General features: G+C 71.5%; 22 protein-coding genes and 1 tRNA gene. 12 read left to right on the top strand and 11 right to left on the bottom strand.

The genetic code is table 11. The features are described 5' to 3' along the window. Positions 1-28: 28 nt before the first annotated feature. The gene (locus ACFVXH_RS21550) at positions 29-1,228 is read right to left on the bottom strand and encodes a pentapeptide repeat-containing protein (protein ID WP_387826110.1); all 1,200 of its coding nucleotides are present in this window, start codon (positions 1,226-1,228) and stop codon (positions 29-31) included. A 216-nt stretch (positions 1,229-1,444) separates the two neighbouring features. Between ACFVXH_RS21550 and ACFVXH_RS21545 the strand changes: the two genes are divergently transcribed. Continuing rightward, positions 1,445-1,624 carry a hypothetical protein gene (locus ACFVXH_RS21545; protein ID WP_147409168.1) on the top strand — a complete coding sequence of 60 codons (180 nt, stop codon included), beginning with the start codon at positions 1,445-1,447 and terminating at the stop codon, positions 1,622-1,624. A 12-nt stretch (positions 1,625-1,636) separates the two neighbouring features. Here the strand turns inward: ACFVXH_RS21545 and ACFVXH_RS21540 are convergent, their stop codons facing one another. From ACFVXH_RS21540 to ACFVXH_RS21525, 4 genes are all read right to left on the bottom strand, one after another. Then, positions 1,637-2,839: an alpha/beta hydrolase family protein gene (locus tag ACFVXH_RS21540; protein ID WP_387826107.1), complete on the bottom strand. Its 1,203-nt coding sequence runs from the start codon at positions 2,837-2,839 to the stop codon at positions 1,637-1,639. 105 nt (positions 2,840-2,944) lie between these two features. Continuing rightward, positions 2,945-3,976: an LD-carboxypeptidase gene (locus tag ACFVXH_RS21535; RefSeq protein WP_387826104.1), complete on the bottom strand. Its 1,032-nt coding sequence runs from the start codon at positions 3,974-3,976 to the stop codon at positions 2,945-2,947. Between the two features lie 59 nt (positions 3,977-4,035). Further along, a complete protein-coding gene (locus ACFVXH_RS21530) occupies positions 4,036-5,367 on the bottom strand; it encodes a tetratricopeptide repeat protein (RefSeq protein ID WP_387826101.1) in 1,332 nt (443 codons plus the stop codon). A 156-nt stretch (positions 5,368-5,523) separates the two neighbouring features. After that, the gene (locus ACFVXH_RS21525; RefSeq protein ID WP_074005573.1) at positions 5,524-6,141 is read right to left on the bottom strand and encodes a TetR-like C-terminal domain-containing protein; all 618 of its coding nucleotides are present in this window, start codon (positions 6,139-6,141) and stop codon (positions 5,524-5,526) included. Between the two features lie 68 nt (positions 6,142-6,209). On the opposite strand from ACFVXH_RS21525, the gene ACFVXH_RS21520 reads away from it, so the two are divergent. Both ACFVXH_RS21520 and ACFVXH_RS21515 read left to right on the top strand, forming a co-directional pair. Next, positions 6,210-7,574 carry an alpha/beta hydrolase gene (locus tag ACFVXH_RS21520; protein ID WP_387826098.1) on the top strand — a complete coding sequence of 455 codons (1,365 nt, stop codon included), beginning with the start codon at positions 6,210-6,212 and terminating at the stop codon, positions 7,572-7,574. 307 nt (positions 7,575-7,881) lie between these two features. Then, on the top strand, positions 7,882-8,448 hold the full coding sequence (locus ACFVXH_RS21515) for a LysM peptidoglycan-binding domain-containing protein (RefSeq protein ID WP_049649385.1): 567 nt from the start codon (positions 7,882-7,884) through the stop codon (positions 8,446-8,448). 117 nt (positions 8,449-8,565) lie between these two features. Here ACFVXH_RS21515 and ACFVXH_RS21510 read toward each other — a convergent pair whose 3' ends face one another. Further along, positions 8,566-9,117, bottom strand: coding sequence for a hypothetical protein (locus ACFVXH_RS21510; RefSeq protein WP_387826095.1), 552 nt, complete (start codon positions 9,115-9,117; stop codon positions 8,566-8,568). A 14-nt stretch (positions 9,118-9,131) separates the two neighbouring features. Beyond that, complete coding sequence (locus ACFVXH_RS21505) at positions 9,132-9,560, bottom strand: ATP-binding protein (RefSeq protein ID WP_387826092.1); 429 nt, start codon at positions 9,558-9,560, stop codon at positions 9,132-9,134. 161 nt (positions 9,561-9,721) lie between these two features. On the opposite strand from ACFVXH_RS21505, the gene ACFVXH_RS21500 reads away from it, so the two are divergent. Genes ACFVXH_RS21500 through ACFVXH_RS21490 form a run of 3 tightly spaced genes read left to right on the top strand, consistent with a single transcriptional unit; the run spans position 9,722 to position 11,044 of the window. After that, a complete protein-coding gene (locus tag ACFVXH_RS21500) occupies positions 9,722-10,669 on the top strand; it encodes a helix-turn-helix domain-containing protein (RefSeq protein ID WP_387826089.1) in 948 nt (315 codons plus the stop codon). Then, complete coding sequence (locus ACFVXH_RS21495) at positions 10,626-10,763, top strand: DUF397 domain-containing protein (RefSeq protein WP_387826201.1); 138 nt, start codon at positions 10,626-10,628, stop codon at positions 10,761-10,763. Before ACFVXH_RS21500 ends, ACFVXH_RS21495 begins: the two co-directional genes overlap by 44 nt. Before the next feature lie 20 nt (positions 10,764-10,783). Continuing rightward, the gene (locus tag ACFVXH_RS21490) at positions 10,784-11,044 is read left to right on the top strand and encodes a DUF397 domain-containing protein (protein ID WP_387826086.1); all 261 of its coding nucleotides are present in this window, start codon (positions 10,784-10,786) and stop codon (positions 11,042-11,044) included. A 74-nt stretch (positions 11,045-11,118) separates the two neighbouring features. Here the strand turns inward: ACFVXH_RS21490 and ACFVXH_RS21485 are convergent, their stop codons facing one another. Beyond that, positions 11,119-11,712, bottom strand: a complete 594-nt coding sequence (locus tag ACFVXH_RS21485; protein ID WP_387826083.1) for a CGNR zinc finger domain-containing protein — start codon at positions 11,710-11,712, stop codon at positions 11,119-11,121. 97 nt (positions 11,713-11,809) lie between these two features. Between ACFVXH_RS21485 and ACFVXH_RS21480 the strand changes: the two genes are divergently transcribed. From ACFVXH_RS21480 to ACFVXH_RS21465, 4 genes are all read left to right on the top strand, one after another. Next, the gene (locus ACFVXH_RS21480) at positions 11,810-12,877 is read left to right on the top strand and encodes an alcohol dehydrogenase catalytic domain-containing protein (protein ID WP_387826081.1); all 1,068 of its coding nucleotides are present in this window, start codon (positions 11,810-11,812) and stop codon (positions 12,875-12,877) included. Between the two features lie 24 nt (positions 12,878-12,901). Further along, complete coding sequence (locus ACFVXH_RS21475; protein WP_387826078.1) at positions 12,902-13,903, top strand: alpha/beta hydrolase; 1,002 nt, start codon at positions 12,902-12,904, stop codon at positions 13,901-13,903. A gap of 303 nt (positions 13,904-14,206) precedes the next feature. Beyond that, positions 14,207-14,404: a hypothetical protein gene (locus tag ACFVXH_RS21470; protein WP_049649391.1), complete on the top strand. Its 198-nt coding sequence runs from the start codon at positions 14,207-14,209 to the stop codon at positions 14,402-14,404. A gap of 312 nt (positions 14,405-14,716) precedes the next feature. Continuing rightward, positions 14,717-14,800 (top strand) — tRNA-Leu (locus ACFVXH_RS21465). Positions 14,801-14,864: 64 nt separating this feature from the next. Here the strand turns inward: ACFVXH_RS21465 and ACFVXH_RS21460 are convergent. Continuing rightward, positions 14,865-18,374, bottom strand: coding sequence for a hypothetical protein (locus ACFVXH_RS21460; RefSeq protein WP_387826075.1), 3,510 nt, complete (start codon positions 18,372-18,374; stop codon positions 14,865-14,867). A 309-nt stretch (positions 18,375-18,683) separates the two neighbouring features. Between ACFVXH_RS21460 and ACFVXH_RS21455 the strand changes: the two genes are divergently transcribed. Both ACFVXH_RS21455 and ACFVXH_RS21450 read left to right on the top strand, forming a co-directional pair. Next, positions 18,684-19,073 carry a peptidoglycan-binding protein gene (locus ACFVXH_RS21455; RefSeq protein ID WP_380745370.1) on the top strand — a complete coding sequence of 130 codons (390 nt, stop codon included), beginning with the start codon at positions 18,684-18,686 and terminating at the stop codon, positions 19,071-19,073. Positions 19,074-19,315: 242 nt separating this feature from the next. Then, positions 19,316-19,672, top strand: a complete 357-nt coding sequence (locus ACFVXH_RS21450) for a peptidase inhibitor family I36 protein (RefSeq protein ID WP_143204708.1) — start codon at positions 19,316-19,318, stop codon at positions 19,670-19,672. A gap of 17 nt (positions 19,673-19,689) precedes the next feature. Here ACFVXH_RS21450 and ACFVXH_RS21445 read toward each other — a convergent pair whose 3' ends face one another. Next, positions 19,690-20,097 (bottom strand): hypothetical protein, encoded by a 408-nt coding sequence (locus tag ACFVXH_RS21445; RefSeq protein WP_387826071.1) that lies wholly within the window; start codon positions 20,095-20,097, stop codon positions 19,690-19,692. 112 nt (positions 20,098-20,209) lie between these two features. Beyond that, positions 20,210-20,668 carry a hypothetical protein gene (locus ACFVXH_RS21440; RefSeq protein ID WP_387826069.1) on the bottom strand — a complete coding sequence of 153 codons (459 nt, stop codon included), beginning with the start codon at positions 20,666-20,668 and terminating at the stop codon, positions 20,210-20,212. Positions 20,669-20,751 lie beyond the last annotated feature (83 nt).

The raw sequence follows: 20,751 nt of genomic DNA, 5'->3' as shown, positions 1-20,751 counted from the left end.
GTGAACGCCGTCAGTCGGGGGCGTTCGGTCAGTCGGGGTTCTGTACGACCTTGATGGACTGCAGCTGGGCCGGCGTCAGTTGGGCCTCGGTGAGGCCGCGCTTGGTGAAGCGCGCGCGGGAGAGGTCGGCGCCGGCGAAGGAACAGCCGCTCAGCACCGCGCCGGTGAGGTCCGCGCTGGCGAGCTTGGCGTGGTCGAAGTGGCAGTTCGTCAGGACGGCCCACTTGAAGCTGGTCTCGCTCAGGTCGGCGTGGCGGAAGTCGGCGCCCGAGGCCTTGCATCCCCGCAGCCTGGCCTGGGGGGCCGAGGCGCCCACCAGCTCCGTTCCCGTGAGGACGGCGCCGGACAGGTTCGCGTCCGGGATCCTGGTGTCCACCATGGTCGTGCCGGAGAGATCGCACCGGGTGAGGTCGGCCGAGGTGAGATCGGCGGAGTCCAGGTCGACACCGGTGAGGGTCGCCTCCACGAGTCGGGCGTCTCCCAGCTGCGCGTACTCCAGGGAACTGCCCGACAGCAGGCTCGAACTCAGGTTGGCCCGCCACAACCGGGCCCCGTCCCAGACCAGGTTCCGGAGATCGAGCCGCGAAAGGTTGAAGTGGCCGCCGGAATACCGCTCGGGCAGACGGCCCAGGATCAGCACCGCCACCTGGACGTCCTCGGCCGGATCCGGCTCCGGGCTGGTGGAACCCCCGAGTGGGCGGGCCTCCCGGAGGAAGTCGCGCAGCATCGACGGCCAGGACGGCTCGGTGGCCTCCTGGTCCTGCGGCGGGGTGCGCCAGGCGAGCCGTTCCAGGCGGTAGAGGGCGGCGATGCGGCGCTCCGGGTCGGTGGACCGGAGCTCCTCCCGTAGCGCCGCATCCGTGGTGCCCGCCTTGGGGGGTGGCGCCGGAGCGTCCCGTTCCACGTCGTCGGCGGCCAGCCAGAGCCGGTGGAAGCGTTCGACCTCGTCTTCCGGGTCCGGCTTCTGCCGCCCGACGGCGGTGCCGGCCAGGTACCGGACCATGGACTCCACCCGCGCCCAGGCGGGTACGGCCACGCCGTGCAGCAGTTGGCTCGCGGTGTCGTGGCTCACCGTCGTCGGCAGCTCGTCGCGCTGCTTGATGCCGAGGGAGATCTCGCGGAGGCTGGGTTTGCCCGCGCCCCGGTACAGCCCGTGCAGCGCTTCGACCAGGTCCCTGCGTGGCCCGGGCGGGAGTTTCTCACTGGTCGGAACGATGATTCCCGCCAAGGCCGCGCTACCCCTCGATGGACTGTCAGATTTCGTCCGTAACTGTCGGTCCATCATGAAGTGGCGGGGCGGTTCTGTCAGTTGAACGCGGGTTCCTGGCGGCAGGCCTCCGGTTTCATCCGGTCTCATCGACCGGGCGCGGTGCTGCCTCCGTCCGCCGCCAGGGTTGATCCAGGCCGTGAGAAGCGGCTGTCCCGAGGGATGAGGAGGAGCGCGATGTTCGAGCACGGTCGGCCCGGTGGGGCGGGACGGAGTGGCGAGGTGGCCGGACGGCGCCGTCGGTGGCGGGTCGTCCGGCGCACCGTCGCCCTGTACTTCGTCCGGGGCATGGCCACGGCGGCGGGTGGCGCCACCGTGACCGGCCTGCTCGCCTGGCTGGTCGCCCAGCGGGGCTAGTCCGGCGCCGCCCTAGCGCTGGAAGACCACTTCCGGATTGTCCGGCGAGGGGCCGTCCAGCAGCGGACCGTCGATCCCCTTCAGCGTCTGGTCGAAGAATGCCGTCACGTACTCGCGGGTGATCTCCACCCCGCGTGCCGGGGAGAGGGGCGGCGCCGGGAACCCGGCCTGCTCGTGCAGCAGGTCCAGGTCGCTGAAGCTGAAGTGGTCGGCGCCGGCGACCGTCAGCCACTTCTTGTAGCCGCCGAGGGCGTCCCAGGCCTGCCCCCACGTGGTGTCGCCGCCACCGGCCGGGTGGTTGTCGGGCGAACCCAGCATGAGGAACGGCCGGTTGATCTGGCCGGGCGTCGGGACCGGCTTGAAGGCGCCGTCCATGTTCACGCCGGCCCGTACGCGCGGGTCGGCGACCATCGCGGCGGAGGCCGCCGCTCCGCCGATGGAGTGTCCGGCCATGCCGATCTCGTGCTTGTCGATGAGGTGTGCCAGGCGCCACGCGGTGTTGCCGTGCGTCAACTGGTCGATCAGGAAGGACACGTCCCGCGCGCGGTTGGCGGGGATGGAGTCGATCCGCGACGGGTCGCCGCAGATCGCGCACGGCGTCGTCTGGCCGTTCGCCAGCGTCTCGCCGCTGTCCTCGTAGGTGTCGCCGACGAGCGCGACGACGTAGCCGTGACTGGCGAGGTCGGTCGCGAGCGCGGTGAGCGTGACGCGCGGGTCCTCGTACGCGGGTGAGAGGACCACCAGCGGGTACTTGCCGGGCTGCGGCCGCGCGCCGTCGAAGGCGTGCGTGGTGACGCCGGCGATGGTCTGTGGGGTGATGCCGGAGCTCGCCGGTAGGTTCTGCCGCTGGACGATTCCGGTTGCCTCGCCGAGGGACATGTAGGGGGCCGGGGTCCCCGTCCCGGGGACGGCCGGGTAGACCATGGTGACGGCCAGTTGGCGGGGGCCGGATGACGGCACCCACGGGTCGAGGCGGCTCGTGTCGGTGAGGTGGATGACGTCCTCGCCGGCGGCGTAGGGGCCGGTCGGCGCGGGGAGCGCGCCCTGGAAGGTCCGCGCGGGTGCGGCGGCCGCGGCCGGTGCGGTGTCGAACGCGTGCGTGGCCACCGGTGCGGCCGACGGTCCGGCCGTGGCGGCGAACCCGGCGCCGGTTCCGGTGGCGAGGGCGGCGAGCGTCAGCACCGCGACTGCGCTGATACGGCGATTGCGTTTCATGGGACAGACGCTAGGGTCCCGAGGCTCCGTGTCGGATCAACCCGTCGAGGTAACCGTCCTGTTGTCGTTCGTAGCCCCCACGGGGTACCGGGTCATACGCCGGGGCTACGTCGTGCGGCGCGGGGCTCCCTTGGTCGGCTCGTGGGGCCCCACCGCCGGTTCGAGCAGGGCGAGCGTCCGCTGCCGCGCGTCGAGGCCGACGCGGACGCCGACCGGCATCGGCAGGTTGGGGCCGGCGTGCCCGAAGTCGACGTTGCCCAGGACCGGGATGTCACGGTCCCCGAGGACGTCGAGGACGATCTCGCGCAGGGTCGGGGACGCGCCGGGTTCGAGGCCGTCGATCTCGCGCGGAACGCCCACGACCATGCCGGCGATCCGGTCGAGGATGCCGCTGTGCCGCATCACGTGCAGGTAGCTCCACACGTACGAGGCCAGGCCGCCCATCTCCTCCCAGAACAGCACCGCACCGTCGAACCGTTCGAGCGGCAGCGCGAAGGGCGTCGCCTGCGCCAGCACGATCCGGTTGATCAACCCGCCGATCAGCGGCCCTTCGACACGGCCGGGACGCCAGCACTCCCATGACGGGCTCGCGGGCAGTGCGCCGATCGCCTCGGTGCCGGTCAGCAACCTGGCGTAGAGCGCCTCGAGTTCAGCCTGGCGCGCCGCGGGCGCGGACCGCCAGTGTCCGCCGAAGCCGGGGACGGCCATGTCGGCGTGGAACCCGACCAGGCCCGTGCGCGCGTGGAGCACCAGGTGCAGCAGGGAGATGTCGCTGTAGCCGAGGATCGGTTTGGGGTCGGACCTGATCGCCTCGACGTCGATCAGGTCGAGGTAGCCGAGCGCCGTCTGGCCGCCGTCACTCGCGACGATCGCGCGCACCTCGGGATCGCGCAGGAGGGCGTTGAGCTCCCCGGCGATCTCCGCCGGGGTGGCCGCGCTCCACCAGTGGCGGCGGCCCGCTTCGAGGAGCGGAGCCCGGCGCACGCGGAATCCCATCCGCTCCAGCACGGCCACCGTCCGCTCGACGTTGGGCTCGTACGCGGGCGGCAGCGGACCGGACAGCGCGGCGATGACGACGAGGTCTCCGGGCGCCAGGGCACGCGGTCGAAGCAGTCGAGGCGGTGCGGAACCAGTCATGGCGCCAGTGTCGCCGCCGCCGTCGGCGGGGTCACCCGACTTTCGCCGGAAGGGTTCTGTCACCACCCCCGCCGTTCGGCGGCCGCGCGTTCCTCGGCGATGGTGGGGATGGCGGCGAGGGCCTCGGCCGGGCGGCCGTTCCGGAGCAGCATGTCGGCCAGGTCGAGGGTGGCCCGGTAGTGGGTGGACGCGCGGAGGAGTGCGACGGCCTCCTCCAGTCGGCCGTCCAGCTCCAGCAGCCGTGCCAGCGAGGTGTCCCACGCGCCGGGCTGCCGTTCGTTGAGGGCGGTGGCCTCCGCGATGCCCTGCGGGCAGCGGCCGGCCTCGCCGAGCAGCCGGAGCCGCAGCTGGAGGACGTCGTCCGGGTGCCCTTCGGCGTACGGGCCGGTGAGCCCTTCCACGAGTTCGAGCGCGCGGTCGGGGCGGCCGTCGTCGACGAGCAGGTCCAGTGTCCGGTGGAGGAGGTTCCCGCAGTCGTGGTAGTCGAAGGTGGGCCGGCCGGTCTCGACGGCTTCGTCGATCCTGCCCTGCCGGGCGAGGAGGTCCATCAGTGCCGCGCGGTCGTTCGAGAGGTCGTGGGCCTCGATGCGTTCGCGCAGCAGGGCCTCGGCCTCGGGTGCGCGCCCCGCGTCCTCCAGTGCCTTCGCGTACGCGTCGAAGGCGGCGTAGGGCTGGTCGGCGGCGAGGGATGCCAGCTCCTCGATCAGGCCCTGCCGGGCGAGGAGTTCCGCTTGGTACTCGGGGAAGTTGACGGGGTGGTGCCGGCCGGCGGCCACTTCGGTGCGCAGGGTCTCGACGGCCGCGTCGGTACGCCCGGCGCGTTCCAGGACCCGGGCGGTCAGGAGCAGCACCTGCCACCGCTCCAGCGAGCCCGCGGGCTCGGTCCCCGCGCGCTCCGCGGCCTGGGCGAGCACGTCGAGGACCTGGTCGTCCGCCCCCTGGCCCTCGGTCGCCTCGACCAGGCACGACAGCGGCCAGGACGCCCCGAGGTGGGGCGTGAGCACCTCGATGGCCTCGTCGATCCGCCCGGCCTTCGCCGACAACTCGGCGTAGCGCACGCACACGTGGGCGTCGTCCAGTTCGGCCGCGTCCGGGCGCACCATCGCGAGCGCCTCGTCGGCCTCGCCCTGCCGGATCATGATCTCGGCGGTGACCCACTCGGCGGCCCGCCAGCCGATGTCCGTGAACGGGTCCAGGAGTGCCAGCGCCCGCTCGAACTCCCCGGCCGCGCCCAGCTCCAGTGCCGCCGCCTTCGCGCAGTTCCAGTCCCCGCGCTCCTGCGCCGCCCGGGCGAGCAGCTCCACCTGGCCCAGGTCGAGGAGGGTCTGCGCCATGCGCGGGTGGACGCCGCCGAGGTTGTGCGCTTGCCAGGAGAGGTCGTCGATGTTCACGCGGGGAGCGTACGAACCGCCACTGACAGCGGCCCTGGGCTCGCCCCGTCCAGGGGTGGACCGGGGCCGGACCGTACGGGGAAGCCCTCGGCGTCCACCGCCCGCGTGCACGAGAAGTCGGCCGGTCCGACTTCTCGCGTGCGTGGGGCTGGCCCGTCAGGGGGTGGGTTCGGCTTCGCGGAGTCCGCGGAACACCGCGGGGGTCGTCCAGCCGCGCAGTGCGGCGTGGATCGTCGACTTGAACGCGGCCCGCGCGGTGGGGGCGTCGAGGGCTCCGGCGAGTTCGAGGGTGACGAGCCCGTGCAGGGTCACCCAGAGCGAGAGGGCGATCGAGGGTGCCGGGCCGTCGAGGACGGACTCCGCGACGGCCCGGTCGATCGCGGCGGTGAGCGGTCGGACGGGGTCGCTGGTGCCGACGGTGTCCGACGGTTCGAAGGACTGCACCCCGCCGAACAGCACCGTGTACAGGTGGCGGTGTTCGAGCCCCCAGTGCCGGTAGGCCGTGGCGAGGGCGTAGATGTCGGCGAGGGGGTCCGCGGAGGTGGGTACGTCCGCGACGGCGCGGAACAGGCCGGCGACGGCCTGGTCGCGGACGGCCGAGATCAGTCCGTCCTTGCCGCCGAAGAGGGAGTACACCGCCGTCGTCGAGGTCCCGGCGGCCGCGGCGACGGCCCGGACCGTGACGGTCTCCTGCGGGCGGGTGGCGAGCCATTCGGTCGCGCACGCCACGAGGCGCTCTCCGACGGTCTCGTCGTTCGTCTTCGGCCTTCCCATGACGGGGAGCCTACCGCCTTTGATAACGTCGTTTTGAAACAGCGTTACGAAACAAGGAGGGCTCCACCTTGTCCACGTTCGCCCTGCCCGCGACCCTCTTACGCCGCGCCGCCCGTTCGCTGTCGGCCCTGGCCGCCGTCCTGGCGTCGGTCCTCGCCTTCCTCGCCCTGGTCGTCCTCACGGACGGCGCGGGCTCGGGGCTCGCCGCCTGGCTGCCGGTCCTCGCGGCCGGGACCGCCCTCGCACGGTGGCGGAGCCGGAGCCGGAGCCGGGACCGGGGCCGGAGCCGCACCCGGGCGGCCCGGCTCGTGCCGTTCCTGCCGGTGGTCGTCGCGGCGGCGCTGACGGCGCCGGTCTGCGTCCCGACCGTGCCCACGGCCCGGCAGTACCCGCCGGACCTGCCGTTCGTGGCCACGGAGCACTGGAGCCTGGACACCGGCAGCAGCGTCGCGGTGTACCACTACCCGCCCGCCGGGCCCGGCCCCCGGCACCCCGTCCCGCTCGTGTACCTCAACGGCGGTCCGGTGCGCGGCATTTCGCTGCTCGACCACCGGTTCCTGCGGCTCCTGGCGGGGCAGGGCTACGACGTCTACGCCTACGAGCAGCCCGGTGGCGGACGCAGCGGCCTGCTCCCCATGGACCAGTACACGGCCGACCGGTCGGTCCGCGACCTCGGCGCCTTCGTCGACCGCCTGGGCGCGGGCGCGGTCGACGTCCTCGGGTTCTCGTCGGGCGCGGTCGTGCTCACCCGGGCCCTGGCCGATCCCGGAACCGCCGCGCGCGTGCACCGGGCGGTCATCGCCGAACCCGGCCCGATGGACGGCCCCACCGCGCACATCGCCGGGCACAAGGGCCATGAATCCGCGCGCGGCCTCGCCCCGGACCCGACCGGGCCGCGGTCGACGCACGTCCCCCGCTACGCGGTGGCGTTCGGCCTGCTGCGGCTCGGACTCCTCAGCCCCGGCACCGGGCTGATCGGACAGGCCGAGGGCGACAACGCCTTCACCGCCGCCGACCTGGGCGGCGACACCGCATCCGCCTACTGCGCGGGCGACGCGCACCGCATCCCCGTCGAGGACAGCGCGCGGAACTTCTCCTTCAGCCCCGCCGCCAGCCTCCGCGTCCAGCGGACGGTCAGGGACTCGGCGTCCATCGCACCGCAGTTGGGGCGGTCCCGGACCCCCGCGATGCTGATGATCGCCGAGTGCTCCTCGCAGGTCCGCCAATGGGCGACCGCCGTCCTCGCCGCCGACCCCGCGATCCGGCGCACCCAGTTCATGCCGGGGGTCGGGCACCACATGTGGAACGGCCTCGACGGCAACAACGACCGGGCGGCGGCCGTGATCGGCGCGTTCCTCCAGGACCAGCCGGCGCCCCTGCCGAACTCCCCGACCCGCGAGGGGATTCAGGCCTTCCTGCGCGACCACGAGTGAAGGCCCGGCAGCCGCGTACGGGGTGGACCGCCGGCGGCCGGGCCGGGGGAGACCGTGCCGCACAGGAAGTCGGCGGGGCCGACTTCTCGTGCGGGGCGGGATTGCCGGGGGGCAGCTGCGGGCGGCCGCAGGGGCGCGGCCGCCGTGCCGGGGATGTCACCCGATGCGGTGAATTGTGTGCAAACCCCGATGGCACCTAGAGTCCAAGGACTGGTGTTCGTGCGCCGGCGGCGGTGAGGCTGCCTCTCTCTGACGTGCCGCTAGCCGGGCGCGACGACGCCAAGTCCCTTATCCGAAAGGAATATCCATGAGTGACACTCTGTACGCTGGCAATGAACTCGGTCTCGGCCAGTCCCTGACCGGCGGTGCCTACACGCTGACCCTCCAGGGGGACGGGAACCTGGTGCTCTCCGAGCCGGGCGCCGTCGTGTGGGCGACCGAGACCCAGAACCAGGGCGTCGAGCGGGCCGTGCTCCAGGAGGACGGCAACTTCGTGCTCTACAAGGGCGACGGTGCGGCGTGGTCCACCGGGACCGACGGCCAGGACGTCGACCGCCTGGTCGTGCAGGCCGACCGCAACGTGGTGCTGTACGCCCGGGACGGCGGGGCGCGGTGGGCGACGGACACCAACACCGATTTCCCCCTCGCCGCCGAGGCCCCGGTCTCGGCCCCGGCTCCGGTCGCGGAGCCGGAGCCGGTCCCGACCCCGGAGCCCGTCGCGGTGCAGACCTACACCGTCGAGCCCGGGGACTCCCTGTGGGCCGTGGCCGAGCGCTTCTACGGTGACGGCAGCCGCTACCTGGAGATCGCGCAGGCCAACGGCATCGACGACCCGGACCTGGTGAACGTCGGTCAGGTGCTGACGATTCCGTGACCGTGCGGTCCGGGCGTCCGCGCCCGGGCACCTCGCCCTGATCACCGGATCACCGATCCGGTGTGCCGGTGACCGGCTCGTGGGAAGTCGGCCCCGCCGACTTCCCACGCAGGGCGTTCAGGTGCGGGCGGCCTGGGTGCGGCAGTGGGAGAGGGCGTACTTGATGCGGCTGTCGGGGCCGGGGGCAGCGGTGAGGAGTTCGCCGGCGGTGACGAGCGTGGTCCAGTACAGGGCGGGGTCGCCGGTGCGGGGCATGGGGTGGGCGGCGGCCAGGGAGAGGTAGGCCGTGGTGAGGTTGCCGGTGGTGAACCACCGCTGGAGGCCGTGACGGTGGCCGGGGCGGAGGCTGCCGTGGGCGTCGATGGCGGCCAGGAAGTGTTCGACGACGGCGAGTTCGGTGTCGGTGAGCGACTTGGGGACGTCGAAGACGCCGAGGGCCTCGAGGAGTTCACCGGTGTCGTTCTCGGAGTCCGGGTGGGGGTCCGAGAGCAGGGCGTCGTAGCACTCGGCCAGGCGGCGGCTGGTCTCGGCGAGGGGGATGTCGAGGGCGAGGCAGACGGCGCGCGCGACGGGCAGGGGCGGGTGGCCCAGGCGGGCAATCAGGGCGAAGGCCGCGGCCGGGGTCGCGCCACGGGAGAGGGCGTGCCGGGCCAGGGTCGTGAGGTGCATGGGGGTTCGGGCTTTCAGGCGAGGGCGGTGGCGGGCGCGGGGGCGACGAGCACCCAGACGAACTTGCCGATGCCGTCGGGACGGGAGGAGCAGCCCCAGCGCTCGGCGAGCTTGTTGACGAGGAACAGGCCGCGCCCGTGCTCGTCGGAAGGAGCGGGGGTGTGGAGGGTGGGGTGTCCGCTGCCGGCGTCGTGGACCTCCAGCCGCAGGCGGGAGTTGATCAGGGCGATGCGGATCTCGATGTGGCGGTCGTCCGGCGCGTCGGAGTGCTGGACGGCGTTGGCGAACAGTTCGCCGAGGAGCAGCTCGGCGGTGTCCGCATAGCGGTTGCCGGAGGGCAGCCCGGAGAGGTAGGCGCGGAGCAGGTAGCGCGCCAGGGGCGTGGACTCGGCGCGGGAGTCGAGGTGCGCGACGAACGCGCGGGGCCGGCGGGACGAGAGCATGGGGGAGCACCTCACGGGGGCGGAGGGGGGCGTGCGACAGGAGCGCACGGTTCACGCTGCGCATGCAGATGACTGCGTTCCGGTAACAATGATCGGCCTGTGGGGATACCGTGGTCCCCAATTCCGCGTGTTGGGCACGCGAAGCACAGCTGGGGGCAGTCATGGCACAGAGGAAGACCGGGCACGGACCGACGGCGAGCTCCGCCATCATGTTCGGCGAAGAGATCCGCCACGCGCGCGCGGCGATGGGCTACCGCCAGGAGGACCTGGGCAGGAAGATGCACCTCGACCGCACGGTGATCTCGCGGATGGAGGGCGGGCGGCGGAAGCCGTCGCTCGAGGAGCTTGCGCAGCTCGGGCAACTGCTGAACGCCACTGAACTGCTCACGCGGCTGTACGGCTGGGTCGACTGGAGCGCCTCGATCGAGCATCCGGACTGGTTCCAGGAGTATGTGGACCAGGAGGGCATCGCGGTCGGGTTGCGCGCGTACCAGGACACCGTGATGTACGGCCTGTTGCAGTGCCGCCAGTACGCGCGGGCACTCTTTCAAACTGGTGACGCGGCTGGAAATCCGGTGGAAGTCGAGGAGTTGACCAATGCTCGACTCAGTCGGCAGAGTCGTTTCCTGGTGCCCGATGGGCCGCTGCTGCTCGTCATCCTCGGAGAAAACACCCTTCGTACGGTCATCGGCGGCCCGAGCGTGATGCGGGCTCAGATGGAGCACCTCCTGAGAGTTGCTCAGCTCCCGAACGTGGTCATTCACGTGGCGCCATTCGCGGACCGGCGGATGCCCATCAAGACGGACATGGTGTTGCTTGAGCTGCCAGATGGGCAGCGCTTGGTGTACTCGGAGAGCCTCGATCGAGGGCATCTCAGCAATGATCCCGCCAGCGTGGTCAAGTACCAGCGCCACTATGATCAGCTCCGTGGCGAATGCCTGTCAGAGAGCGACTCGCTTCGGCGGTTCGCCGAGGCGCTGGAGGGATTCAAGGATGATGAGCAACGAGCTCGCCGCAGCCGACTGGCGGAAGAGCAGCTACAGCGGCAACGACGGCGGCAGCTGCATCGAGGTAGCCCCCGGATTCCCCGGCCTCGTTCCGGTGCGTGACTCCAAGGACCCGCAGGGCCCGGCCCTCGTTTTCCCGGCCTCCGCTTGGGAATCCTTCGTTGCGGCCGTCCGTACGGGCGACTTCCCGGAGTAGAACTCCCCAAGGAGCTGGCTGTGTTGATCTGGCGGAAGAGCAGCTACAGCGGCGACAACGGCGGCGACTGTATCGAGGTGGCGCTGCCGGTCTGGCAGAAGAGCAGTTACAGCCACAACGACGGCGGCGACTGCATCGAGGTGGCCCTCGGCTTCTTGCCCGGCGCCGTCCCGGTGCGTGACTCCAAGGACCCGCAGGGCCCGTCCCTCCTCTTCCCCGACTCCTCCTGGAACGCCTTCGTCGCGGCGGTGCGGGCCGGCGAGTTGCCGATCGAGGGCTGAGCCACCCCTCCACATCCCTCCCTCGGGGCGGGGCGCCAACTGGTGCCCCGCCCCGAGGCGTTCCCCGCTTGTGGCTACTTCGCCTTCGCCCGGTAGGCGCGCTTCTTCGCGAGTGCGCCGCAGGTCTTCATCGAGCACCAGCGCCGCGCGCCCGCCCTCGACGTGTCCACGAACGGCGTTCCGCAGTCGGGGTTTCCGCAGATGCGCACGCGCGTCCGCTGCTCCTCGGACGCGCAGAGCGCGATCAGGTCCCGCGCGACCATCGACAGCACGGCCGCGATCCCGTCCCCGTCCCACCGCACGGATGCCCCGTCCGCAGCGAGCACCGGTACCGAAGTCGCCTCGGCCGCAGCGCCGTTGACCACCACGACGTCCTCGGGCGCGGGCGGCACCCCCTCCGCCAGCGCGACGCCCGTCCGCTGGATCGCCTCGCGCAGCCGCCTCGCTCCCTCCAGCTCTGCCTCGTCGCAGCTCGGCGCCACCGTCGTACAGCCGCTCTCCACGCTCCACCGGCTCAGGTCCTCCGGCAGTGCCAGCCGCTCGACGCGCACGTCCTTGCCGCGATCGGCGAGCGTGCCGGCGAAGGCGAAGCACAGCCGTGCGTCGTCGAACCGGAAGTCGGTCTTGGCGCGCTGGCGCCCTTCTCGTCGGCCGTCTTCGTCACTCATGTCCACCACTCTAAGCGGTTGACACGCGGCGAAGCGGGCGCATAGCTTCAAGGTCCACCACTTGAACCGGTGGACTTTCCCCGAGGAGGTCGCGTCCATGCGCGCCGCAGTCATCGAAGAACTCCACCAGCCCCTCGTCATCCGTGACGTGCCCGACCCCGTCTGCCCGCCCGACGGCGCCATCGTGCGCGTCGGCGCCAACGGGATCTGCCGCACCGACTGGGCCCTGTGGGCCGGGGACTTCTGGACGGGAGGGCCGCAGGTCAAGCCCCCGTTCGTCCTCGGCCACGAGTTCGCCGGCACCGTCGTGGAGGTCGGCCGGGACGTTCGGGACTGGCGGGACGGCGACCGGGTCATCTTCCCGATGAACCCCGGCGAGGGCTCCTGCGAGATGTGCCGCAGCGGCAACCAGCACGTGTGCGAGCACGTGGACTCGCTCGTCCCCGGCGTCTCCTACTGGGGTGCCTTCGCCGAGTACGTCATGGTCCGCTTCGCCGACGTCAACCTCGTCCGGGTGCCGGAGACCGTCGGATTCGTCGATGTCGCGGCCCTCGCCTGCCGCTACATGACCGCCTTCCACGGCGTCGTCGACCAGGCCCGCGTGCGCGGCGGGGAGTGGGTCGCCGTGTACGGGGCCGGCGGCGGCATGGGCCTGTCCACGGTGGAGATCGCGGCCGCCACCGGCGCCAACGTCATCGCCGTCGACATCTCCGAGGAGAAGCTGGAGGCCGCCCGCGCCCTGGGCGCCGTCCACACCGTCAACGCCGCCACCGACGACCCGGCCGAGGCGGTCAGGACCCTCACCCGGGGCGGCGCCCACGTGTCCGTCGACGCCGTCGGCATCGCCGAGGCCTGCCGCAACTCCGTCCTCTCCCTGCGCACGCGCGGCCGCCACCTCCAACTCGGGCACACCACCGGTGCGGAGAAGGGCGACGTCGGGCTACCGATCGACGTGATGATGGTCAAGGAACTGGAGTTCCTGGGCGCCTTCGGCATGCAGGGCCAGCGCTTCGGCACCATGCTCAACATGATCGAGGCCGGCCGCCTCAACCCCGGCCGGATCGTCACCCGCACCGTCGGCCTCCACGAGGCGAGTGGCGTGCTGGAGTCCCTGGAGACGTACGGGCCGACCGGCGTCGTCGTCATCGACGAGTTCCGGGCCTGAGCACCGGTGGAAGGAAGCACGACCATGCCCGTTCCCCGCCTGCTGGTCGACCCGGAACTGCGCCGGGCCCTCGACGCCGTCCCGATGACCCCCAACGGCGCGTTCGACCTGACCGACATCCCCGCCACCCGCGAGACCCTCCGCGCCTTCGCCGCGGCCGTCGCCGACTCCACCCCCGACGACCCGTCGGTCACCGTGACCGAACACCGCGCGACCCGGCCCGACGGCCCGGACGTACCGATCCGCCTGCTGCGGCCCACCACCGCCGGGCCCGGCCCGCTGCCGGTCCTGCTCTGGTTCCACGGCGGCGGGCAGGTACTCGGCTTCGCCGCTCAGGACGACCCCTGGCTCAAGCGGCTCAGCACACGGCTCGGCTGCGCCGTCGCCGCCGTCGACTACCGGCTCGCCCCGGAGACCCCCGCCCCCGGCGCCGCCGAGGACGGGCACACCGCCCACCGGTGGCTCCTCCACGAGGCGCGGGCACTCGGCCTGGACGGCGCCCGGATCGGCATCGCCGGCCAGAGCGGCGGCGGGGGAGTCGCGGCGGCCACCGCCCTGCTGGTCCGCGACCACGGCGGCCCCACGCCGCTGTTCCAGGCGCTGATGTACCCCATGCTCGACGACCGGAACCGGACCGCGTCCAGCCACGAGATCACCGACCTCGGCATCTGGGACCGCGCCACCAACCTCCTCGCCTGGCGGGCGATCCTGGGCGACCGCGCTGGAACCGACCAGGTCAGCCCGTACGCCGCCCCCGCCCGCGCGGAGGACCTCGGCGGCCTGCCGCCCACCTTCGTCGCCGTCGGCGAACTTGACTCCTTCCGCGACGAGGACCTCGACTACGCCATGCGCCTGCGCGCCCACGGCGTCCCCGTCGAACTCCACCTCTACCCCGGCGCGTACCACGCCTTCGACCTGTTCGCCCCCGAGTCACAGCTCGCCGAGAGCTTCGAGCAGGCCTGGCTCGGCTACCTCACCCGCCACTTCCGTACCCCCGCGCCCCAGCACCCCCGGCCCCCGGCGTAGACCCGGTCTCCTGCCGTCTGCCCGGACGTGGTCGGAAGTGCCCCTCCGGATGGTCTATACCCGCATCGTCAGCCTCCACGAGGCGGGCGACGTGCTGGAGTCCCTGGAGACGTACGGCCCGACCGGTGCCGTCGTCATCGACGAGTTCCAGGCCTGAGCGGCCGCGGAAGGAGACACCGCCATGGCCGCTCCCCGCCTGCGGAGCCCAGGGGCGGCGGACGGGTAGCGAAGGCATCACCCGGTGTGATCGGGCTCTATCATGGCTTTCGTAAGCCCTAGCCGATCACTTGCGGGAGGCCACTCATGAGCGCCTCGGAAGTTGAACGCCCGATCTACCCGCCCGCGCGCCCCCGAGTCACGGTCGAGGAACTGCTGGCAGCCAAGAACACGCAGCCCATACGGTCCCTCGATGAGCTCCAGGCCGACACTTTCGAGTCGGACGAAGAGCTCGACGAGTTCCTGGCGTTCGTCCGCGCCGAACGCCAGCGGAACGTGGCCTGAGGGAGCAAGGTGCAGCCTGTCATTCTTGACACCGACGTCACGTCCCTGACGCACAAGCGCAGGTTGGCGGGGGCAGGCTCTCGGCGGCCGGCCTGAAGGCCGGTCTTCCGCGTCCCGTCAACGACATGTGGATCGCGGCCTGCTGTCTCACCTACGACCTTCCGCTGGCGACGCTGAACCTGAAGGACTACGCGTACTTCCAGGAGGAGCACGGCCTCCGAATCCTGGGAGCGGAGTAGCCCCCGGCCGTCTGCCCGGAGGTGGTCGGAGGCACCCCTCCGGATGGTCTATAGTTTTCCTCATCACCCAGATGCGCGGGTGGCGGAATAGGCAGACGCGCTGGATTCAGGTTCCAGTGCCCGAAAGGGCGTGGGGGTTCAACTCCCCCCTCGCGCACAGATGAACGGCCGGTTGATCTTCGGATCAACCGGCCGTTCTTTGTTGTCCGGACGCGCGGGGTTCAGTGCTTGTCGTAGTGGCGGCAGAGCAGGACGCCGCCGAGGACGGTGAAGAAGGTGTCGAGGCCGGCCTTGACCGTCGCGATCACGAAGCCGGAGTCCGGTTCCTTGAGCATGATCCGGTTGTTCAGCAGGGCCGTCGCGGGGGAGATCGCGAGCAGGACCTGTGCCGCGCCCTCGTCGGCGTCCTCCGTCGTGCCGTCGACGATCCGGGCCACGGCCCCGCGCAGGTTCCAGAAGCAGCCCTTGAGCATCAGGAGGACGGGGATCGGGTCCCCGGCGTCCGCCAGTTTCGAGAGCCACCCCTTGAACGCGGTCCGGTAGACCACGGCCAGGACCGCGAACGCCAGGGCGAACAGGGTGGCGACGAGGGCGATGGCCCAACCCGGCGCCGGGGTCGTTTTCAGCACGGTGGTCGCGATGTCGAAGACCACGAGGGTGAACAGCAGGTTGGCGACCTGGACGAGCGGGCCGAGGTAGGGCCAGTCGAGGCCCTGCGCGCTCTCGTAGGCGAGGAGGTCGCCCGCCGCGTAGAAGGCGAACTGCATGGTCTGCAGGATCGCCGCGACCAGCAGCCACGTCTTGTCCGTGGGGGTGAGCGTGTCCCTGGGGGCGGACCCGTGCCTCAGGGCCTTCAGCGGGGTGGACTTCTCGGGGAAGGGCTCGGCGCCCTTGCCCTTGATCAGCCGGTAGACCAGTGTCACCGGGAGCGCGCCGAGGAGGCAGACCGCGCCGTTGACGGTCAGTGGCGCGTCCGGATCGCCGGCCTGCTTGGCGATCCACTTCCAGAGCTTCCCGAGGATTCCGGCGTCGCGTTCGGCGGTCAGCGCCGTCTTCAGCTTGCCGACGGCCTTGGAGACCAGGTCGACCATCGCGTGGACCAGGACGTCCCCGAAGTCGAGGGCCGCCAGGGCCAGTTGCTCGAACGATTCGAGGAGCTTGGCGAGGGTGGAGGCCTTGAGGTCCTGGGGGTTGGCGGCGAGTTTCGTGAAGCCTTCCAGTAGGTCACTTACGCCGTTGACGAACTCCCCGCCGGCCTGCTTCAACGTGGGGGCGCAGGCGTTCCAGGCGTCGTCGTCGACGATCTCCTTGTCGCCGGCCTGCGACGCGACCGACATCCCGGCCGCCTTGTCCTGGAACCAGTTGAGGTGGGCGTTGCCCCCGCCGAGGTCGGCGAGTTTCGCGTCCCCGATGACGGGCACGTCCTGCTTGCCCTTCCCGGACCAGGTGTCGAAGCTGCCGACCGTCGTGTCCCCGAGCTTGGCGCGGGCGCCATCGAAGGTCTTCCTGACGCTGTCCTTCTGCTCCTTGAGGTAGCCGTCGGCGAGCTTGCCGACCTCGGCCACGGCGGCCTCGGTCTTGTCGAGCATGTGGAGGACGGAGTCCTCGAAGACCTTCTTGGTGCGCCAGATCGCGGGGAAGTCGAACCACGCGGCCAACCAGTCGACGACGTTGAGGAGTTTCGAGCCGATCACGTTGAAGATGCTGCCGATGAAGCCCCAGACCGCCTCGATCGCCTTCTTCGCCGAGGTCCAGAACGTCTTGAGCTCCGTCCCGATCCGGGCGATCACGGCGAGGATGCCGTTCTTCGTGTCGAAGGTGATGCTCACGGGTGTGATGGCCCCGCTGTGCAGGCCCGCGTGCAGGTCTCCGAAGGCGATCGGGGAGCCCTCCCAGGAGTCGTCGGGGACCTCCGGCTCATTGGGCTCCTCGTACACGAGCTCCGGGGCGCCATTGCCTTCCTGCACCGACAGCCGGAAGCTGCGTACGTCCTGCGACATCGGATCGGCCTTGTAGCCGGCCATGGCCGTGATCGCCTTGGCCGCCGGTACGGCGATCAGCTTGGACTTCGCAGCCCAGGGCGCCAGGGAGTCGTGGGTCGGGTGCCCGGCCTGGCCGGGGACCTTCGCGCCCGCCAGGGCGCCGCTGCCGAAGTCGGGCAGGGGGCCGGCGGGGTTGGTGAGGTTGAGCTTCTTGTTCTTGGTGCCGCGCAGGTAGTCCTCGGTGTCCCGCGAGGGCCGCAGGGCGATGTCGTCGATTCCCGGGACCTTGAGGATGAGGTCGGGAGCGGACAAGCCGGTCGGGGTGAAGGTCAGGGTGATCCTGCCGAACAGGTCGGTTTTCAGGGGGGTCGGCTGGTCGGTGATATCGGTGACCTGGCCGTCGAAGGCGACCTCGCCCGAGGTGTTGCCGGGGGCGCGGGCGAGGGTCACATGCTGCCCCGGCATGGGCGCACCGAACTGGTCGAGGAGGGTGGCCTCCAGCCGGTAGCGCTTGACCTCCTTGACGCCCGCCGCGGGGTCGTGGACGTGTACCCGCCGCCACAGGCCGGTGGCGCTGTCCTGGACGTCGAGCCGGAGCTCGTTCTTCGTCTCGTCGCCGGGCTCGGTGCCCGCCTCGACCAGGAAGACGGTCGAGGTCTCCAGCGGCGAGGGCGGCGTGGCGACGGCGACCACGTCCTTCTGGAGCGGGATTCCCGGCAGTGCCGCGCCCTGGGCGGGCAGGCGGTGGATCCAGCAGACGTGGTCGGTGTCGACGACGTAGACGGCACGGCCACCGTCAGCCGTGGGATGGGAGTCCACCCGGACGGTGCCCTTGTCGTGGAGCTTCTGGCCAGGCTTCAGCGTGTCGCCCTCGTAGAGCACCGTCCACAGGCCGTCGGCCGAGTCGCTCACCAGGAAGGTCGCCCCCTCGCCCGTCGCGAAGCCGGTGACGACCTGCTTGGCCTGGAAGGGGAGCGGATCCGTCTGGACGCTGAACGTCGTACTGAGAGTTGCCCGCGAGGCGATCACCGTGCCCGAGTCCACGCTCGCCAGCACGACCTCGGAGCCCGAAAGCGCAGCGGCCACGGGGACGCCGTTCGGGCCGGGCGTGCTTGTGGGGAGGTAGGCGTCCCCCTGATCCTTGGATCTGATCCAGAGTCCCGATGCCCCCGTCGGTACGGCGTACGTCACAGGATCCCCCTGTGTCGTGTACGTCGTGTCGACAGTTTCGTAGTTCCGCTGAGGCAGACCGGTGGTGTCGAGCGGAACGGGTTCCGCCCACTGGGTGCCGTCCTGGGACAGCTCCACGGTGAAGACCTGGCTGACGAGGTCTTGAGGGTCGGTGGACCCGAAGAGGAATTCCGCGACCACCCTCCGAGAGCCGTTTCCGGGCGTCACGGTCACCGTGAGGTCCCTGAACACCCAGCCGGGCTGCTTGGCCTGCTCCTGGAGCCAGTCCTCGAACGGGCTGGTGACGCGCCAGCCGGTGGGGGTGCCCAGGGCACGGGCCACGTGCCTGATGTCGGGGACCGGGCCCGATCGAGGGGAGAACACCAGGGCCTGGTGCCCGTCCGAGTCCGAACCCGCCTTCTCTCCGGGGTTGTGGAACGCGAGGACCGGCTTGCGGCGGGCGGTGTCCACAATCACCGGCCCGCCCAGGACCACGTCCTGGCTGAGGACTTGGGTGACCTCCACCCGGTCTGCTGTGCGGCTGCGCAGCCGCCGGTCGGTCTCGCTCGGCGCCATCATGAGCGGCTCCATTTCGGTTGGGAGGCGAACCAGCTTGGTTCGCGCACTGTGTACCCGGGCCGCGAGCGCGCCCGTGCGGCGAACGGTGACGTTCCCACCAACAGCCCTTTCCGGAGGGAAGACGGGCAGAGGCCGTCCCCGCAGGGCAGACCGGCGGGCCGGGGGCAAGGGTTTCGACCAGGGGCGAATTCCTGGCTCCGGCGCGCCGATCGGAGCATCGTCGTCACCAGCGAAGCCACGCCGGCCCCGCGGCGGACGACGATCCGCGAGGGGCCGGCGCCAGCCGGAACTCAAGGAGAGGCACTGATCATGCGCATCAACACCTGGACCCGCCGCGCCGCCGCCCTGGCCGTGGGCGCGACCGCCGTCGTCGCCCTGACCGCCGGTTCCGCCAGCGCCGCGAGCACCCTCGCGAAGGGCAGCTACGGCTCGGCCGTCGGCTGCCTCCAGCAGGGCCTCGACTACGTGGACAGCGCCGGTCTCCAGGTCGACAACGACTTCGGCGGCCTCACCTACAACGCCGTCGTGCACTACCAGAGCGGCCACGGACTGAGCCCGGACGGCGTCGTCGGCCCGGCCACCGGCGGCTCCATCAAGAACGCGGTCAGCCGGGCCTACAACGCCTCGAACCACGGCGGCGACCACTCCCCGGAGCTCGGCGCCTGGCTGGTCAACTGCAGCGGCCAGCTCCCGGGCTGACGCGGGCCGCGACGGGCCGGGTGCACCCGGCCCGGTGAGTGACTGACGAGGGGCTCGGCGGCCTGGCCGCCGAGCCCTTCCCCATGGTCGGATGACGGATTCGCCACCACGCCGCCCGGTGTGTGTACTTACGACTTTCCCCGGCGCCGTTTACTCCTCCCCTCCGGGGTGGGATCCCCCTCCCGAACGGCGATACCGCCGATCACCGGTGCATCGGAAGGGAGTTGGCGTTGGAGTGGTCCGTGCCGAGACGGGCGGCCGTCTCGCTGACCGCCGCCGCCATCGCGGGCGCGGCCGTGATCCCGGCGGCGGGCGCGCCGTCCGTGCCCCGGCAGCTCGCCCGGCCCCGGGGCCGTACGGTGTGCGCGTTCACCGAACTCGACTTCCACGGCCTGCTGGTGCACATCCGGCAGCCGCGGCTGCTGATCGAGCCGCCCGTCGAGAGCGTGGTCAACACCAGCCACGTCGCCTGGTGCTTCTACGAGTCGCCCGCGTACGGCGGCCTCGCCGTCACCCTCGAACCGGGCCGCGGGGCCGCCAGCTTCCCGTACCCGGTGCAGTCCGCGCGGCCGGTGGGGGAGGACGACCCCACCGGCTGACGCAGGCCCCCGTGGGGTCAGGTGCAGAGCTTGTCCTCCGGGCCGGCCTCGCTGACGATCACGTTCCTGTTCAGGTCCACGTCGTAGGTCCAGTACGCGGTCCACAGGCCGATGCCGCTCTGGAGCGCGGAGTCGAAGGAGTGCCGGACGGCCGTGCCGTCCTCGGAGGTGACGTAGCGGAAGGCGACGCGGTTCGCGGTGGAGTCCGGGTCGGGCCTGCCGCGGGTGAGGGTGACGAAGTCGGTCCAGTCGTAGGTGGCGCCGTCCCAGCCGAAGTGGATCCGGCCGTTCTCGCACCTCAGCGGGCGCACCTCGGGGCCGCTGCGGACATGGGCCGTCCGGTCCGAGGGGGCCGCCGACGCGGTGCTCGCGCAGGTTCCCGCAAGCGCGCACACGGCGGCTGCCACGACCCAGGGGTTCCTCATTGCCTCGCCTTCCTTCCTGTGGTGGTCGAATGCCGTGGCCGGCCGGTCCTCCCGGCCCGCCACGGGTGACGGCCGGTCGACCCGACGGTCGACCGGCCGGTGCCGAGAGGGCTCAGCTGCAGAACTTGCTGGTCGGGCCTTCCTCGCTGACGATCACGTACGTCTCCGAGTCCGCGTCGCGGGTCCAGTACGCGGCCCACAGGCCGGTGCCGCTCTGGTACTCGGAGTCGAACGAGTGCCGGACGGCGCCGGCGGAGGAGACGAAGGCGTAGGCGAGGCGGTTCCTGCTGGTGTCGGCCGGGTCGGGCTTCGTGGTGTAGAGGCCGACGAAGTCGGACGAGGTGCGGGGGGCGCCGTCCCAGCCGTAGAAGATATGACCGTTCTCGCAGGTCAGCGGGCGCAGTTCGGGATCGCCGGGGACGACGCCCCGGCCGCCCGAGGGGGCGGGCGGGACGTGGGCCGCGACGGGCCTCGGGCTGGTGTCCGCGGGCGCCGGGGCTGCCGACGCCGTGCCCGTGAAAGCACCGGCCAGTACACAGACGGAAGCCGCCGCGACCCGGAGGTTCTTCATGTCCTCGCTTCTCCCTTGTTCGCGGGACCGCCCACCGATCCCGGTCTGCCTGCGTACCAATCGGAGGCCCCGGGGCAGACCGT

The organism is Kitasatospora sp. NPDC058184 (assembly GCF_042883725.1).
Taxonomy (GTDB): Bacteria; Actinomycetota; Actinomycetes; order Streptomycetales; family Streptomycetaceae; genus Kitasatospora.
The sequence above is the reverse complement of the archived record's forward strand: the minus strand, read 5'-3'. Positions and strand labels throughout refer to the sequence as shown.